At 36.0% G+C, this 13,391-nt stretch carries 21 protein-coding genes, 1 tRNA gene, 1 pseudogene and 1 other annotated feature; of the genes and pseudogenes, 20 read left to right on the forward strand and 3 right to left on the reverse strand.

The window, feature by feature from the left end; all coding sequences use genetic code 11:
- Positions 1 to 47: 47 nt before the first annotated feature.
- Complete coding sequence (gene proC, locus IGL56_RS03580; RefSeq protein ID WP_002355848.1) at positions 48 to 863, reverse strand: pyrroline-5-carboxylate reductase; 816 nt, start codon at positions 861 to 863, stop codon at positions 48 to 50.
- A 126-nt stretch (positions 864 to 989) separates the two neighbouring features.
- Between proC and IGL56_RS03585 the strand changes: the two genes are divergently transcribed.
- The 12 genes and pseudogenes from IGL56_RS03585 (at position 990) to IGL56_RS03640 (ending at position 7,601) form a co-directional block, all read left to right on the forward strand.
- Positions 990 to 1,952 (forward strand): helix-turn-helix domain-containing protein, encoded by a 963-nt coding sequence (locus IGL56_RS03585; RefSeq protein WP_002355853.1) that lies wholly within the window; start codon positions 990 to 992, stop codon positions 1,950 to 1,952.
- Complete coding sequence (locus IGL56_RS03590) at positions 1,933 to 2,232, forward strand: hypothetical protein (protein WP_002355854.1); 300 nt, start codon at positions 1,933 to 1,935, stop codon at positions 2,230 to 2,232. Before IGL56_RS03585 ends, IGL56_RS03590 begins: the two co-directional genes overlap by 20 nt.
- On the forward strand, positions 2,225 to 2,542 hold the full coding sequence (locus IGL56_RS03595) for a nucleotide pyrophosphohydrolase (protein ID WP_002355855.1): 318 nt from the start codon (positions 2,225 to 2,227) through the stop codon (positions 2,540 to 2,542). Before IGL56_RS03590 ends, IGL56_RS03595 begins: the two co-directional genes overlap by 8 nt.
- 144 nt (positions 2,543 to 2,686) lie before the next feature.
- Complete coding sequence (locus tag IGL56_RS03600; protein ID WP_002355856.1) at positions 2,687 to 3,118, forward strand: VOC family protein; 432 nt, start codon at positions 2,687 to 2,689, stop codon at positions 3,116 to 3,118.
- A 452-nt stretch (positions 3,119 to 3,570) separates the two neighbouring features.
- Positions 3,571 to 3,975 (forward strand): hypothetical protein, encoded by a 405-nt coding sequence (locus IGL56_RS03605; protein WP_002355858.1) that lies wholly within the window; start codon positions 3,571 to 3,573, stop codon positions 3,973 to 3,975.
- Entirely contained in the window at positions 3,968 to 4,180 is a 213-nt protein-coding gene (locus tag IGL56_RS03610; protein WP_002355859.1) for a hypothetical protein, read from the forward strand. Before IGL56_RS03605 ends, IGL56_RS03610 begins: the two co-directional genes overlap by 8 nt.
- 67 nt (positions 4,181 to 4,247) lie before the next feature.
- The gene (locus tag IGL56_RS03615) at positions 4,248 to 4,631 is read left to right on the forward strand and encodes a hypothetical protein (protein ID WP_002355860.1); all 384 of its coding nucleotides are present in this window, start codon (positions 4,248 to 4,250) and stop codon (positions 4,629 to 4,631) included.
- 18 nt (positions 4,632 to 4,649) lie between these two features.
- A pseudogene (locus tag IGL56_RS03620) lies at positions 4,650 to 4,925 on the forward strand (hypothetical protein); the annotation flags it as partial.
- A gap of 81 nt (positions 4,926 to 5,006) precedes the next feature.
- A complete protein-coding gene (locus IGL56_RS03625; protein WP_002364695.1) occupies positions 5,007 to 5,420 on the forward strand; it encodes a hypothetical protein in 414 nt (137 codons plus the stop codon).
- Position 5,421: 1 nt separating this feature from the next.
- Positions 5,422 to 6,984 (forward strand): cutinase family protein, encoded by a 1,563-nt coding sequence (locus tag IGL56_RS03630; RefSeq protein ID WP_002391498.1) that lies wholly within the window; start codon positions 5,422 to 5,424, stop codon positions 6,982 to 6,984.
- A gap of 19 nt (positions 6,985 to 7,003) precedes the next feature.
- Positions 7,004 to 7,288, forward strand: coding sequence for a hypothetical protein (locus IGL56_RS03635; protein ID WP_002355864.1), 285 nt, complete (start codon positions 7,004 to 7,006; stop codon positions 7,286 to 7,288).
- 7 nt (positions 7,289 to 7,295) lie between these two features.
- Complete coding sequence (locus tag IGL56_RS03640) at positions 7,296 to 7,601, forward strand: hypothetical protein (RefSeq protein ID WP_002355865.1); 306 nt, start codon at positions 7,296 to 7,298, stop codon at positions 7,599 to 7,601.
- A gap of 49 nt (positions 7,602 to 7,650) precedes the next feature.
- On the opposite strand, the gene IGL56_RS03645 is transcribed toward IGL56_RS03640, so the two are convergent.
- Positions 7,651 to 7,724, reverse strand: a tRNA-Arg gene (locus tag IGL56_RS03645).
- 172 nt (positions 7,725 to 7,896) lie between these two features.
- Positions 7,897 to 7,972: a sequence feature (ribosomal protein L21 leader region), on the forward strand.
- A gap of 19 nt (positions 7,973 to 7,991) precedes the next feature.
- Between IGL56_RS03645 and rplU the strand changes: the two genes are divergently transcribed.
- From rplU to psiE, 4 genes are all read left to right on the forward strand, one after another.
- Positions 7,992 to 8,300: a 50S ribosomal protein L21 gene (gene rplU / locus IGL56_RS03650; RefSeq protein WP_002355866.1), complete on the forward strand. Its 309-nt coding sequence runs from the start codon at positions 7,992 to 7,994 to the stop codon at positions 8,298 to 8,300.
- A 32-nt stretch (positions 8,301 to 8,332) separates the two neighbouring features.
- Positions 8,333 to 8,677 (forward strand): ribosomal-processing cysteine protease Prp, encoded by a 345-nt coding sequence (locus IGL56_RS03655; protein ID WP_002355867.1) that lies wholly within the window; start codon positions 8,333 to 8,335, stop codon positions 8,675 to 8,677.
- A gap of 12 nt (positions 8,678 to 8,689) precedes the next feature.
- Positions 8,690 to 8,977, forward strand: a complete 288-nt coding sequence (rpmA, locus tag IGL56_RS03660; RefSeq protein ID WP_002355868.1) for a 50S ribosomal protein L27 — start codon at positions 8,690 to 8,692, stop codon at positions 8,975 to 8,977.
- 197 nt (positions 8,978 to 9,174) lie between these two features.
- Entirely contained in the window at positions 9,175 to 9,627 is a 453-nt protein-coding gene (gene psiE / locus IGL56_RS03665) for a phosphate-starvation-inducible protein PsiE (protein WP_002355869.1), read from the forward strand.
- A 70-nt stretch (positions 9,628 to 9,697) separates the two neighbouring features.
- Here psiE and IGL56_RS03670 read toward each other — a convergent pair whose 3' ends face one another.
- Positions 9,698 to 10,513, reverse strand: a complete 816-nt coding sequence (locus IGL56_RS03670) for a metallophosphoesterase (protein WP_002355870.1) — start codon at positions 10,511 to 10,513, stop codon at positions 9,698 to 9,700.
- Between the two features lie 171 nt (positions 10,514 to 10,684).
- Here IGL56_RS03670 and IGL56_RS03675 point away from each other — a divergent pair, with 171 nt between their 5' ends.
- The 4 genes from IGL56_RS03675 (at position 10,685) to nusB (ending at position 13,292) form a co-directional block, all read left to right on the forward strand.
- The gene (locus tag IGL56_RS03675; protein ID WP_002391500.1) at positions 10,685 to 11,749 is read left to right on the forward strand and encodes a M24 family metallopeptidase; all 1,065 of its coding nucleotides are present in this window, start codon (positions 10,685 to 10,687) and stop codon (positions 11,747 to 11,749) included.
- A 13-nt stretch (positions 11,750 to 11,762) separates the two neighbouring features.
- Positions 11,763 to 12,083, forward strand: coding sequence for a MazG nucleotide pyrophosphohydrolase domain-containing protein (locus tag IGL56_RS03680; RefSeq protein WP_002355872.1), 321 nt, complete (start codon positions 11,763 to 11,765; stop codon positions 12,081 to 12,083).
- Positions 12,084 to 12,415: 332 nt separating this feature from the next.
- Positions 12,416 to 12,847: an Asp23/Gls24 family envelope stress response protein gene (locus tag IGL56_RS03685; RefSeq protein ID WP_002355874.1), complete on the forward strand. Its 432-nt coding sequence runs from the start codon at positions 12,416 to 12,418 to the stop codon at positions 12,845 to 12,847.
- Positions 12,840 to 13,292: a transcription antitermination factor NusB gene (gene nusB, locus IGL56_RS03690; RefSeq protein ID WP_002355875.1), complete on the forward strand. Its 453-nt coding sequence runs from the start codon at positions 12,840 to 12,842 to the stop codon at positions 13,290 to 13,292. Before IGL56_RS03685 ends, nusB begins: the two co-directional genes overlap by 8 nt.
- Positions 13,293 to 13,391: the final 99 nt, after the last annotated feature.

Consider the following 13,391-nt stretch of genomic DNA (forward strand, 5'->3'; position numbering starts at 1 on the left):
AATTTTCAGCGCTTTTTCTTATTTATTCGCTCATGTAATTATTCTTATCAGTCTTGTTTGGCTAATTCTTGATCCCGAAGGATGGTGGCCTCAATCCCTTTGATGACTGTTGAAATAAACGCATTGTTTTCTAATTCGACAATCCCAGCAACCGTGGTTCCACCAGGAGAACTGACTTGGTCGATTAAAGTCCAAGGATTCTCTGTGCTATTTGCCAAAGTTTGAGCGCTGCCTAGTACAGCTTGTGTGGCAATTTCTAAGGCCAACTCTTTGTTCATACCATTTTTAACGGCTGCTCGGGCAATCGAATCAATAAATAAGAAAGCATACGCAGGAGTGCTACCTGCAATAGCAGTAAAAATCGAAAAATACTGTTCCTCTAATTCCCAGGCTTGGCCAACTGCTCGAAACAACGATAAAACAGTCTGGATGTCTTCAGGGGATGCAAAAGCGTTGCCACAAACAGCTGCTGCACCTGCGCCAATCAATGCATTCATATTGGGCATCACACGAACGAGACGGAGCGGTTGGGTAGTCTCAAACAGTTGATACAATTCTGCAATAGTCGTACCTGCTGCAATGGAAACAATTAACGGTTGCTTGTCTAAAATTGCTTCTTTTGCTTCAAGTAAAGCTGCTTGAACGAATTGCGGTTTCACCGCTAAAATAACTAAGTCAGCTACTGCAATGGCTTCTTGTGGTGAAGCAACCGCGTGTGCACCAATTTCTTGTGCGAAAGCGGCGGTTTTTTCGACTTGAATATCATAAAAATAAAGGTTTTCTGCGGCAATAAATTGCTTTTTTAGCGCACCTTTGGCAATAGCGGATGCCATATTTCCAGCACCGATAAAACTAATTTTCATAAAAAATTCCTCCTAAAAACTGTTGAATCTCTTTTTTCGTGTTACCATGTATCTAGTATAGAAGGAAACGCCAAAGAAAAAAATAGAGGGAGTAAAGTAAAAAGTGTTGGATTATGAGGTGATTAATTGGCAAGCAAAGAAGAGCAATATGCAGCATTTTATCAGTTTTTAGAGACCTTAGATTGTTATTTAACCACTACCAATGCTCTTGAGAATGAAGTAGCGCAATTTAAGGAAAATCCGCATCGAGAAATTGCGGGCTTTATGCTGGCATCTTCGGAAACAATTGACGTTCCGAAAGGATTTATTCGGATGCTCTATTGTTTAGAGCAAGATGGCAATGCTTATTTGGATCAACAAAGGTGTTCGGTTTCGGCTGGCCAAGTCATGATTGTCAATGAGGCCACCTCTGTTAGCTATCAGGGGCAAGGAATGTCTATGATTATATTTTATTTTAAAAAGCACTATTTTCTTGATACGCTCTTAAACCAGCTGGCGGAAGAACCAGTCATGTATCGTTTTTTTACAGAAATTGCTAGCAGTGAATTTGAAAACATTCCTCGATATTTCGTTTTTGCTAGCCAACCAAATTCGGATGTTCACGTCTATTCGCTATTATTACTGAAACAAATTGTGAAAATGGCCTATTTTAATAATAAAGTGACCAAAGCGGCCTTTGTTTTGCTGGTGGTGGAACTAGGTCAACTGCCTAGAGAAGCTTTAAAGATGCAAGATAATTATTTGTCGAATCATCAACGTGTTGAGGTGATTTTAGCGTATATTGAGCAACAGATTGCACATGTCACTTTAGCAGAAGTCGCCGCTAAATTTCATTTTCATCCGAATTACTTATCGAATTTTTTAAAAGACAAAACAAACAAAACGTTTACGGAAATTGTCTTAGCCTACCGAATCCAATTGGCGAAAAACTACTTGAAGCAAACAGATTTATCGATTCAAACGATTGTTGAACGAATCGGCTATCAAGACAAAGCCTTTTTTTATAAACGTTTTAAAGAAGAAATGGGCATGACCCCAAAACAATATCGACAGAAAGAAGGAATGGCAGATGTACGAAGAAGTCTTTGAAGAATTTCAGTTAACTGTAGTAGAATTACCAATCGAATTTGTTGATGATTTGCCTGTCTATCGCGGACACTTAAAAGAATTAACGTTTCTTTCAGCGGAAGCCTCTTCACGAAAAAAACTTTACCAACAGCTTTTACAGGCTTATTTGTTGTATAGAGAAGAGAATCAAGCAGTTGTTGAAGAGGAAGAAATAACCTCCTCATTACTGTCTAGAGAGCAGTTATTAAAATACTATGATGGTGAAACGTTCGATGGGTTTCAGTTGCCATCAAATGAATAAGAAAGCAGGGAAACAGATGGATACAATGGCAAAAATTAATCAATTTCGTGATGAAAGAAATTGGCGCCCCCACCATAATGAAAAAGATTTGGCGCTCTCAATTTGTTTAGAAGCAGCAGAATTGTTAGAACTTTTTCAATGGAAAACAGCAGAAGAAGGCATCAAACAAGAAGAACGAATCAAAGAAGAATTGGCTGATGTTCTCATTTACTCCTACATGATGGCTGATAATTTAGGGTTTGATTTGGACGAAATTATCGAAGAAAAGTTGAAGAAAAATGCGGTGAAATATCCAGTGCCAGAAAAATAAGTGTTGAAACAAATGAATCGAAGAACTTCTAAAAAAGAATAACGAAGTGGAAAATAGCCAGTATTAAGAAATTCTGAAGGGTTTGCGGAAAACAGAAATAAAAAGTAGCTTTCTGCTGCAAAAAATTTTAAGGAGGAACAATCAATGATTACAGGCACAGAAATTGATTTTATTGTTAGTGATAGTTTAAAGGCATTAGCTTTATATAAAGAAATCTTTGAGGTCCATGTAGTTGAAGCGACAAAGTATCCTGTTGGAAGGAATGAAGTAGTGTTTAACTTATATGATACTCGGTTCCATATGTTAGATGCTAATGAAGAATTTGGTTTAAAAGCACCAGATTCAGAACATCCCAATACAATTTGGTTCAATATCACGGTAGCAGATATTGTGCAAACTCATAAAAAAGCCTTAGCAAATAAGTGCATTGAGATGCAACCAGTTACAGAAATGATGGAAGGAGCTATTCAAAATTCGTTATTTGTTGATCCATTTGGTTACATGTGGATGGTACATCAAATTAACCAAGAACTAAATTTTGAAGAGCGAACAGAAATTTTAGAAAAAGAAATGTAGTAAGGAGAGGTCGGGACAGAAGTGTTTAACTCCGAGAAATAAGAAGGAATTTCCGAAAATTGTTCTTTAATTTTTGGAGAATTTCGGCTTATTTCCGAAGGAGTTGCTTCTGTTCCCGCCGTTTATTAGTTTTTGAGCGTGGAGCAAAAATCCAAAGTGATTTTTGTCCCACGCTCTTTTTTTATTTTACAATAGAAGTAAAATACCAATGATCCTGTAGTGATCAACAAGGCAGTAAAAAATTGGAGATAGAAAGTTAGTGTGTCATAGAAATACAGCAATATTCTCTAATAATTAATCTAACGTTAAAAAAATTGAGAAAATGCCAGATTGATTTTTGATAAACTGTAAACAAAGAAAAACTGGCTGTAAAAATCTTGATAAATCAATGGAATAAAAGGAGAAAGCGAAAGATTAATTCTTGTATGTAGATACAAAGGGAGACTAAATGAATGAAAAATAAAAAGCGAATAAACTTCGGTGTTTTAATCGCAACAATACTAGTAGTAGCCATAATCGGCACGATTGGAGTGAAAAAGATGACTGAACCAACAGAAAAAGAAAAACAAATTGCTTTTTTGAAAGAGCATGAAGAAGAAATGACGGAGTATGTAAAATCTCAAAATTCAAAGATTTACAGTGTTCAATATGATTGGGAAAGTGTAGAGGTTGGAACTATTGGTAACGGAACACCTATAGGAGCTGGAAAAATACTCACGATTGATGGAAAATTCAATAGTATTTATGATTCTAGCTTTTATTTACAATTTAAATTTGATAAATCTACTAAATTACCAAGTATTAAAAGTATGACAAGTTATAATTCTTTTAGGATAGGAGGAATGTTGTATGAATAATTTAGAAAACTTTAATTGTATCTATGCAAGTTTATCTGAGAGTTCTTATAATGGTAGACCTAACGCTTTTCCAAAATATCAAAATAGCAAGGAAAAAGAAGAATTTAATTACTCTTTAGATGTAATTGATGAAAAAGGAGATAGAACTAAAGGAGGTCAAAATCTCCCAAATAGTGGAATTGTCTACCTCCAACCCGACAACTAGGAAAAGTCAATCAAAATAGAAAAATCACATAGTAACTCTTCCCCATACATATTAAGGAGGTGAAAAATTGAAAAATAAAAAGCGGATAAAATTTGGTATATTAATCGCAACAATAATAGCAATAGTTATAATCGGAACGATTGGAGTGAAGAAGATGAATAAACCAACAGAAAAAGAAAGACAAATTGCTTTTTTGAAAAAGCATGAAGAGAAAATGACGGAGTATGTAAAGTATGAAAGTGAATATGTACTTTTAAAACAATATGATGTTAAAGAAGTAACCTATAGTTGGCAATCAGTGATTGAAGTTCGAAGTATGGCTTTTAGCCCAAAAACTATAGCTGTTGAAGTATCTATTTTTGATGGTATTGGTAAAAAATTAGATGGGTTTGAAATATATGTGCTTCCAGATAATGTAAAAAATCCAACTGAAATAAAAAATATTGAATAGTTAAGGAGATGAAATTTAATGGCAAATTTAGAAAAGTATACTAATATTTATGCTGATTTAGCCCAAGGAGCATACATCGGTCGAAAAGAAGGGTTTATGTTTGCTAAATTGACACAAGTTCAAAAAGAAGAGCTTAAGCTAAATGAACATGCTACATTCCATTTCCCCAACGCCAAAGACGCCCACGGAAATGACGCCAGTACTGTCTACCTCCAACCCGACAACACTGTAAAAACAATCAAAGAAAAAAACTGGGTAGGCAGGGAAAAGGTTTATAAAAAAGGGTTATCAACATAGAAAAAGTCAATCAAAAACAATCAAAATCGAAAAAATCACATAGAAACTCTTCCCCATACATATTAAGGAGGTGAAAAAGTGAAAAATAAAATGCGAATAAAATTTGGTGTGTTAATTGCAACAATAATAGCATTAGCCATAATTGGAACGATTGGAGTGAAGAAGATGACTGAACCAACAGAAAAAGAAAGACAAATTGCTTTTTTAAAAGAGCATGAAGAAGAAATGACGGAGTATGTAAAACAGCAAAATGAAAAGATTGCTAAAGTTGCGTTTTGTTGGGAATCGTTAGAACAAGAGTCAGTGGGAAATGGTCTTCCACAAGGAGCAGGAGATATTCTATCTATCCGAATACAAATTATTGATAATAATAACAATAAAATAAATTCATTTGGACTTGCAATAAAACCAAATAATTGGAATGAGCCTACTAAAATAAAAGAACTGTATACGATTAATGCTGACTACGATTACTATACAGAAGGAGGATAATATGGCAGACTTAGAAAAATATAGTAATTTATACGCGGATTTAGCGCAGGCAACTTATAATGGCAGATCCATACAATTTCCGTATAGTGCAAAGAAATGGAATGATAAACAATTAGATAAGTACCGAAATAAAGAGGCTGTTCCATTCACCTTCCCCAACGCCAAAGACGCCCACGGAAATGACGCCAGTACTGTCTACCTCCAACCCGACAACACTGTAAAAACAATCAAAGAAAAAAACTGGGTAGGTAGGGAAACGTTTTATAAAAAAGGGTTATTAACAGATGAGAAAGCTGGCTATAATTCTTATTATGTAACAGATACGCCGACCTTGAGTCCAAAAACGCAGCATACATATTTTGCCACTCGCGGTAGTGACGGCGTTTCAATGGACGTGAAAAAAGGTTGGTCAGGGAATAATTTGAATGACTGGGTCAATAATAATGGTTCCTTTACGTTATTTAATGCCTATTTGCCTCAAGCAAAATTAGCCAATGAAGCCATGCATCAAAAGATAATGGAGATGAGTGCTAAAGCCCCTAATGCGACTATGTCGATTACAGGTCATTCTTTAGGAACCATGATTTCTATTCAAGCGGTGGCCAATCTCCCCCAAGCAGATCTCGCTAAAATTGATAAAATAGTATTGTTTCAAGGGCCTGATGCGCGAGAAAGCATTAATAAAATGTCTCAACAAGCTCAGGAAAATCTTCAACAATTAGAAGAACAAGGGAAAATCGATTATTATGTGAATGCGTTTGATATTGTCTCCATGTTGAATCGAAATAAAAAAGGGGTAGATGAAATTGGTCGGGTGCATTATCTATTACCGAAAACGTTCACCACTACTTTTGATCTGACGGACAAATACGGTTCTAGTCATGATTTTGGTCAGTATCAATTAAATCCTGATGGTACGCCCAAAGAAGCCAATCTAAAGGAACATGGCTATATTTTTGCGGCAGGAGTAAAAGTTTCCAAACTTATTGATAAATATTTAGGGAAAATCATGGATGCTTCAGGTGAATCCTTAGCTAAAAACAGTCTCCAATTTTTGTTAAGTCTGCTATCTGAAGAAAATCGCCAGAAAATCATCAAAGAATATGAAAAAATCATTCATGAAGCAAAAATTGCCAGCCAATGGCAAGGGAAAGTGAGTCGTATTCAGAAAAGTTTAGCCAGTGCTTCAGGTAGTGAAAAGATTGAATTACGTAGTGAATTAGCAGAACTAGTTGCAAAACAAGCTCAGCAAGCTGGAAAAGAATACGAACTACTTGTGAAAAATATCCTCCAAGAAGCAGAAGATGAAGTCCAGACAGTTTCAAAGGAAATTTGTGAAAGTGCAATGAGTATCCGACAGTATCTATCCTATGCAGAAGTTCAAGCAATGATTGCTCCTTACGAAAAAAGTCGTCTTTGGGATAGCGCTGAAGCAACAAATACTAGCAACCAAGCCAAGCAATACAAGCAAAAATTAACTGATTTTAGCGGAAAATTAACAACTGTTGCTAAAAATATTCAAGCATACGATCAACAAGCAAGAAGTAGTTTATTTCAAAAATAACAAATGAAAGGGTTTTCTTATGGATGAAAGAGAATTTCAAGAAAAATTAGAAGTAGAACAAAAAGCTCGTGAACGAGTAGCAATCCAGACAGTAATTACTGCTAAAAAAACACGAATTACTACAACCAAACAAAACACAACCGCAAGTTTGAAAGAACTTTCAGAAGCCATGTTTCAACAAACAAATAGTGCCCTACCTAATGCCTTGAACGGAGCTTTGCAGGGGAAAAGTGCAGAATCAGCAGAAAAATTTTTAAAAGGAAGCCAGAGACCAAATTTAAAAACACCTGTCAAGGGAGAGTGACCGACAAATGGAGGAACAGCGAAGAAAACGGCAATATTTAGAAGAACAATATTATGAAGAAAAAAATAAAATTCACCGCCAACAAGAAGTGCTGAGTAATCAATTGGTAAACTTTAGAAGAGAAACTGGACAATTGGTAGATAAAGTCAATTATTTAACGAAAAATGATCAATGGCACAAACAGCAATTTTACCATGCAATGGAACAAAGTGATCATCTGATACATCAAGAAGGAAATCGTTATAGACAACAATTAGAGGAAAAAGAACGTGAATGGACGAGAACATATCGAAAAGAATTGGATAAACTCTAAAAAAAACAGCGTCACCTCTAAAGGTAACGCTGTCTTTGTCAGTCTGTTACGTCACAGGAGGGATTCGAACCCCCGACCGTCCGCTTAGAAGGCGGATGCTCTATCCTGCTGAGCTACTATGACAATAGTTGTAACACAACAAAGCTAATTATAATGGAAGTAGTGTTAGAAAGTCAATCGGAAATTTAAATAACAGAAGAAGTTTTTTTGGAGAGAGAAAGTGAAGAAAATAGAGAGTTTATATTGACGAGGTTTTCTGGTTCTGTTATTATAGTTAGTGTTGTAATTGTGGTCTCCACAGCTACAACCGCACAGAACAAGTTTTTAAGCATGAGTAATCATCACTTGGGATGGCGAGTCTAAGTCTAGAAGAAGGAGGTGCTGTATAGCATGTACGCAATTATCAAAACTGGTGGTAAACAAGTGAAAGTTGAAGTAGGTCAAGCAATCTACGTTGAAAAATTAAACGTTGAGGCTGGCGAGAAAGTTGTTTTTGACGAAGTTATCTTAGTAGGTGGCGAATCTACAAAAGTTGGTGCGCCAACTGTTGCAGGCGCAACTGTTGAAGGAACTGTTGAAAAACACGGCAAACAAAAGAAAGTCGTGACTTTCCAATACAAACCTAAAAAACACTCTCACCGTAAACAAGGTCACCGTCAACCGTATACAAAAGTTATGATCGAAGCAATCAACGCTTAATCTCTCTTGTTGACAGGAAAGAAGGCCTATCAATGATTAAAGGTTCTTTTAAACGGACAGGCTCCGGCCGAATCGTTTCATTCGAATTAACCGGGCATGCTGAAGCAGGTCCTTATGGCAGCGATGTGGTTTGCGCGGCAGTTTCTGCCTTAGCAATTAGCACAGTCAATGGGATTGATGCCTTAGCAGGTTTTGAACCGATTGTCGAAGTTGACGATGTAGAAGGTGGCTACCTTTATGTCGAGATGTTAACAACTGTCAATCAGGAACAAAAAAATATTGCCCAAATTCTATTAGAAAATCTTTTATTAGGTTTACAATCAATAGAGAACGAAAATACTGAATTTATTCAAATAAAAACAATCACTGAGAAATAGGAGGTGCAGACTATGTTATTGACTATGAATTTACAATTATTTGCCCATAAAAAAGGTGGCGGTTCTACATCAAACGGCCGTGACTCTGAATCTAAACGATTAGGCGCTAAAAGTGCTGATGGCCAAACAGTTACAGGTGGTTCAATTTTATACCGTCAACGCGGAACTAAAATTTATCCAGGTGTGAACGTTGGAATCGGTGGCGACGATACGTTATTTGCAAAAGTTGACGGTGTGGTACGTTTCGAACGTAAAGGCCGCGACAAAAAACAAGTATCAGTTTATCCAGTAGCTAACTAATATGATTAAAAAGCTGAATCTGCGGATTCAGCTTTTTTTGTCTTGTTAAAGGGTTAGACGGAAATAGAGGAAGATCTTAAAATAAAAAAAATCTCACATTGGGTTTAACTGCTTGTCTGACAAGGTTAATTGATGATATATTTAATGTAGTAACAAGCATGTTATAAAATAATTGAGTCAAAAGAAAGAAGGGTATTATGCAGAAGAATTTTAGTGTAGTAAAGAAGTACGTGAATTTGATTTTGGATATTGTATTAGGGATTTTAGGAGTTTTCTTATTAGTATTTATGGCTAGTTATTTAGTTGACCTCGCTACATATCTCATGAAGCCAATGACGCCGGATAATTTTTCAGTTATCATGCAAGAAATTATTTCATTCTTTATGTTATTTGAGTTTATTATGATGATTCTTCGCTATATTCAAGAAGGACACCATATTCCGATTCGTTATTTGATTTTAATTTGTTTAACCGCAATTTTACGTCAATTAATGGTTGCACATGGCGATGGCTTGCAGACTTTATTGTTATCTTTATCAATTCTTTTACTAGTGGTTGTGCTATTTATTCTCGGGTTAAATGGCAGCAAATTTTATACGCTAGGAAAAGCGAAAGTAGAAGAAGATCACGAGCAAGATTTTCATCATTAATCGAACATAATCAAAGACCGTCCAACGTGAGAATTTTTCTCTAACGTGGGGCGGTCTTTTTAATGCATAGTTAAATAGTTAACTCAATCAGTTCAATTGTTGGTAAGACACCAAAGCGTGCGCTGATTTTAGTGGTTCCGATTCCTGGGTGAACAATTAGCGGCGTTTCATCTTCTAAATGATAAAGCCCATGTGTATATTTTTTAGCAAGCTGATTTTTGTAAGTGAAAAAAGGCAAGCGAATCTGTCCGCCGTGACTATGTCCTGCTAAAATGAGGTCAATGTTTTTGTTGACTGCTGAGTCTGCGACATCTGGCTCATGGGTTAGTAGCAGAGTGGGCGTTCCAGTAGGGCGGTTGACTAAAGCTGCAGCTAAGTCGGTTTGTCCATATAACGAATCTTCTAAACCAGCGACGTACAAGGAGATGCGGTGTGAGACAGGCAGTAATTTGCCCGTGTTTTTTAGTACGGTAAAGTCGGCAGCTTCTAAGATTGTTTCGTAAAAATTGGTATCTAACCCGCTATACTCGTGGTTGCCATAAATAGCGAATTTGCCATATGGGGCGTTAATTTTACGGAAAAGTTGACTCACTTCATCCTGAATTTCGATACCGAAACGGGCATAATCATCAAATAAGTCTCCTGTAAAAACGACTATGTCTGGTTGTAATGTATTTGTTTTTTCAACAATCTGTTTTAAGGCCTTCACAGAATAATTCTTTTTTAAATGAATATCAGAGAGTTGAACAATCCGTAAGGTTTTCCCTGATTCTGTTACTTTAATTTGATTTTTGTGTATGACTAAGCAGTTAGGTTCAATAAAAAAACTATAGCTTAAAATGCCGATAATAATGAAAAATAGTGCCAGAAATAAATAAACGTTCATAATTTCCTCCTTGAAGTCGCTAAATTAGTTTACTACAAAAGTGTTAAGCAAAAAATAAGGAAAGGTAAAATTTTCAGTAAACTTTCTCGATGAAGTTTTTTGGTGATTCATGCTTTTCTGAAGTAAATTTGCTATAATGAAAAATGAGAAAAAAGAAAGAAGGTCGAACCAATGATGGCAAGAGTCGAAAAGTTACGGGAGTTAATGAAAGAAAATAATTTACAAGGATTTTTAGTGACAAGTCCGTATAATTTACGTTATTTAACCAATTTTACTGGGACAACAGGCTTGGCAATGATTACATTAGATAAAGCTTTTTTTGTAACGGATTTTCGTTATACGGAACAAGCTGCGGAACAAGCAACTGGTTTTACTATCGTTAAAAACACAGGACATATTTTTGACGAAGTAGCAGATTTAGCTGAACGTTTGCAATTAGATAATTTAGCTTTTGAAGAAACGCAAGTTAGTTTCGCTGATTATAGCTTATTGGAAGAAATTTTACCATGTGAATTAGTTCCTGTAATGGGTTTGATTGAAGAATTAAGAGAAGTGAAAGATGAAGAAGAAGTAGCGATTATTGAAAAAGCGTGTGCCATCGCGGATCAAGGATTTGCCTTTGTCTTAGAGATGATTAAACCTGGAATGACAGAGATTGAAGTGGCTAATCAATTAGATTTCTTCATGCGGTCAAAAGGAGCCAGTGGTGTTTCTTTTGAGACAATTGTGGCCAGCGGTCTACGTTCGGCGATGCCACATGGTGTTGCTAGCCATAAAGTCATCGAAAAAGGTGAGTTAATCACTTTAGATTTCGGTTGTTATTATGAAGGCTATGTTTCTGATATGACACGGACATTTGCCATTGGTAGTATTCAGCCAAAACTAAAAGAAATTTATGACATTGTTTTAGAAGCACAATTAAAAGTGTTAGCAGAAGCTAAACCTGGGTTGACGGGCATTCAATTAGATGCGATTGCACGGGATCATATTGCTTCCTATGGCTATGGCGATGCGTTTGGTCACAGCACTGGTCATGGCATTGGGTTAGAAATTCATGAAGGACCAAATGTTTCATTCCGAGCAGATAAACAGTTTGTACCAGGGAATGTGATTACGGACGAACCTGGAATTTATTTGCCAGGAATTGGTGGCGTGCGTATTGAGGACGATTTATTAATTACTGCTGAAGGTAATCGTGTATTAACACATGCGCCAAAAGAATTAATCATTTTATAAAGGTTGGGAGAACATGGATATCCAAGAGTATCAGCGGTTTATTAGTGCGTTTTATAAAAAACGTAACTGGTATCAATATGATCCGTTTATTCGTTCCAACTTTTTAACAGAAGAAGTCGGCGAAGTTTGTCGGGCCATTCGGACAATTGAAATTGGCCGTGATCGACCGGATGAAACAGTTTTGGCGGATGAAGAGAATCTGGAAAATTTAACGGAAGAGTTAGGCGATGTGTTGGATAATTTATTTATTTTAGCCGATAAATATGACATCTCTTTAGAAATGATTATGCAAAAGCATCGGACGAAACTAATGGAACGTTATCCTGAAGAATAAAGATGTAAAAATAAGAAAGCCAAAATTACTTGGTCTTTCTTATTTTTACGTCTAAAGGCTTGAATTAGAAATTTATGACAAGAAATTATCTGTTCTTTTAGTCAGAACTTAGCTTTTCTGGTAGCGAAATAGGCTAATTAATGATAAACTAAGAACGAGTATTGATAAGCAAAATTTGGACGTTCTTTCACAACTAACTGAAGAAACCAGTGTTGTTTTAATTTTTAAGAATCATCCGTTGCTTAAAAGAGAATCCTTAAGAGACTTAGTGATTCATCAAATAAATCGTTTATTTAACGATTTTGTGCGTAATAGATAAGGAGGACAACCAAATGTCAGAAGAAAAAAATCTTGTAATCAATGCAAACGATTCTTTAGGAGAAATCGTGATCGCTCCTGAAGTCATTGAAGTAATTATCGGAATCGCTGCTTCAAAAGTAGAGGGCGTTTATGGGATGCGCGGCACGTTTGCCAATAATGTGAATGAATTATTAGGCCGTGCAGCACACGGCAAAGGTGTATATTTACGAACAGAAGAAGAAGGCTTAAAAGTCGATATCTATTGTTACTTGAACTACGGTGTTTCTGTACCAAAAGTTGCGTTAGAAATGCAAGACCGTGTGAAACAACAAGTCTTATTTATGACAGATATTGATTTAGTTGAAGTGAATATTCATGTTGTAGCGGTAGTACCTGAAAAAATCCCTCAACCAGACTTAAATGAATTATTCCCAGAAGATGAAGATGGAGAAGAGAATGAGTAAAACAGAATTAACCCGTCACGAGATTCGTGAAAAAGCGCTCCAAGCCCTTTTTCCTTTAGATTTTAATGCTGATTTAACCAAACAAGATGCCATTGATTATGCATTGGCTTATGATAATCGGGAAATCGTCAGTGAAGATGGCGAAGACCTAGTCCCTACGTATTTAGATTTACTTGTCGGCGGTGTGTGTAGCCGCAAAGCAGAACTAGACGAAGTGATTACGAACCATTTAGGTAATAACTGGTCTATGCAACGCTTAGCAAAAATAGATATTGTTATTTTACGTTTAGCTATTTTTGAAATGCTATACGTTTCAGATGTGCCAAACATTGTGGCATTAAATGAAGCCGTTGAGTTAAGTAAAAAATACAGCGACGACCGTTCACGTAAATTTGTTAATGGTGTGTTATCAAATGTAATGAAAGAAATTGATTCAGAGGCGTAAGCTCTGAATCTTTTTTTACTATCTAACTGGTGTTAAGATACTGGGTTATATGCTAAAATAAATACTATTAAAGAAGTAAAGAAACAATAGAGGGAGCGA

It is taken from the genome of Enterococcus sp. DIV1316a (assembly GCF_050536915.1).
Lineage (GTDB): Bacteria > Bacillota > Bacilli > Lactobacillales > Enterococcaceae > Enterococcus > Enterococcus faecalis.

Coding starts and splice junctions, on each gene's coding strand:
- proC (WP_002355848.1), bottom strand. CDS start 863: ATGAAAATTAGTTTTATCGGTGCTGGAAATATGGCATCCGCTATTGCC.
- IGL56_RS03590 (WP_002355854.1), top strand. CDS start 1,933: ATGTACGAAGAAGTCTTTGAAGAATTTCAGTTAACTGTAGTAGAATTA.
- IGL56_RS03595 (WP_002355855.1), top strand. CDS start 2,225: ATGAATAAGAAAGCAGGGAAACAGATGGATACAATGGCAAAAATTAAT.
- IGL56_RS03600 (WP_002355856.1), top strand. CDS start 2,687: ATGATTACAGGCACAGAAATTGATTTTATTGTTAGTGATAGTTTAAAG.
- IGL56_RS03605 (WP_002355858.1), top strand. CDS start 3,571: ATGAAAAATAAAAAGCGAATAAACTTCGGTGTTTTAATCGCAACAATA.
- IGL56_RS03610 (WP_002355859.1), top strand. CDS start 3,968: ATGAATAATTTAGAAAACTTTAATTGTATCTATGCAAGTTTATCTGAG.
- IGL56_RS03630 (WP_002391498.1), top strand. CDS start 5,422: ATGGCAGACTTAGAAAAATATAGTAATTTATACGCGGATTTAGCGCAG.
- IGL56_RS03635 (WP_002355864.1), top strand. CDS start 7,004: ATGGATGAAAGAGAATTTCAAGAAAAATTAGAAGTAGAACAAAAAGCT.
- IGL56_RS03640 (WP_002355865.1), top strand. CDS start 7,296: ATGGAGGAACAGCGAAGAAAACGGCAATATTTAGAAGAACAATATTAT.
- rplU (WP_002355866.1), top strand. CDS start 7,992: ATGTACGCAATTATCAAAACTGGTGGTAAACAAGTGAAAGTTGAAGTA.
- IGL56_RS03655 (WP_002355867.1), top strand. CDS start 8,333: ATGATTAAAGGTTCTTTTAAACGGACAGGCTCCGGCCGAATCGTTTCA.
- rpmA (WP_002355868.1), top strand. CDS start 8,690: ATGTTATTGACTATGAATTTACAATTATTTGCCCATAAAAAAGGTGGC.
- psiE (WP_002355869.1), top strand. CDS start 9,175: ATGCAGAAGAATTTTAGTGTAGTAAAGAAGTACGTGAATTTGATTTTG.
- IGL56_RS03670 (WP_002355870.1), bottom strand. CDS start 10,513: ATGAACGTTTATTTATTTCTGGCACTATTTTTCATTATTATCGGCATT.
- IGL56_RS03675 (WP_002391500.1), top strand. CDS start 10,685: ATGATGGCAAGAGTCGAAAAGTTACGGGAGTTAATGAAAGAAAATAAT.
- IGL56_RS03680 (WP_002355872.1), top strand. CDS start 11,763: ATGGATATCCAAGAGTATCAGCGGTTTATTAGTGCGTTTTATAAAAAA.
- IGL56_RS03685 (WP_002355874.1), top strand. CDS start 12,416: ATGTCAGAAGAAAAAAATCTTGTAATCAATGCAAACGATTCTTTAGGA.
- nusB (WP_002355875.1), top strand. CDS start 12,840: ATGAGTAAAACAGAATTAACCCGTCACGAGATTCGTGAAAAAGCGCTC.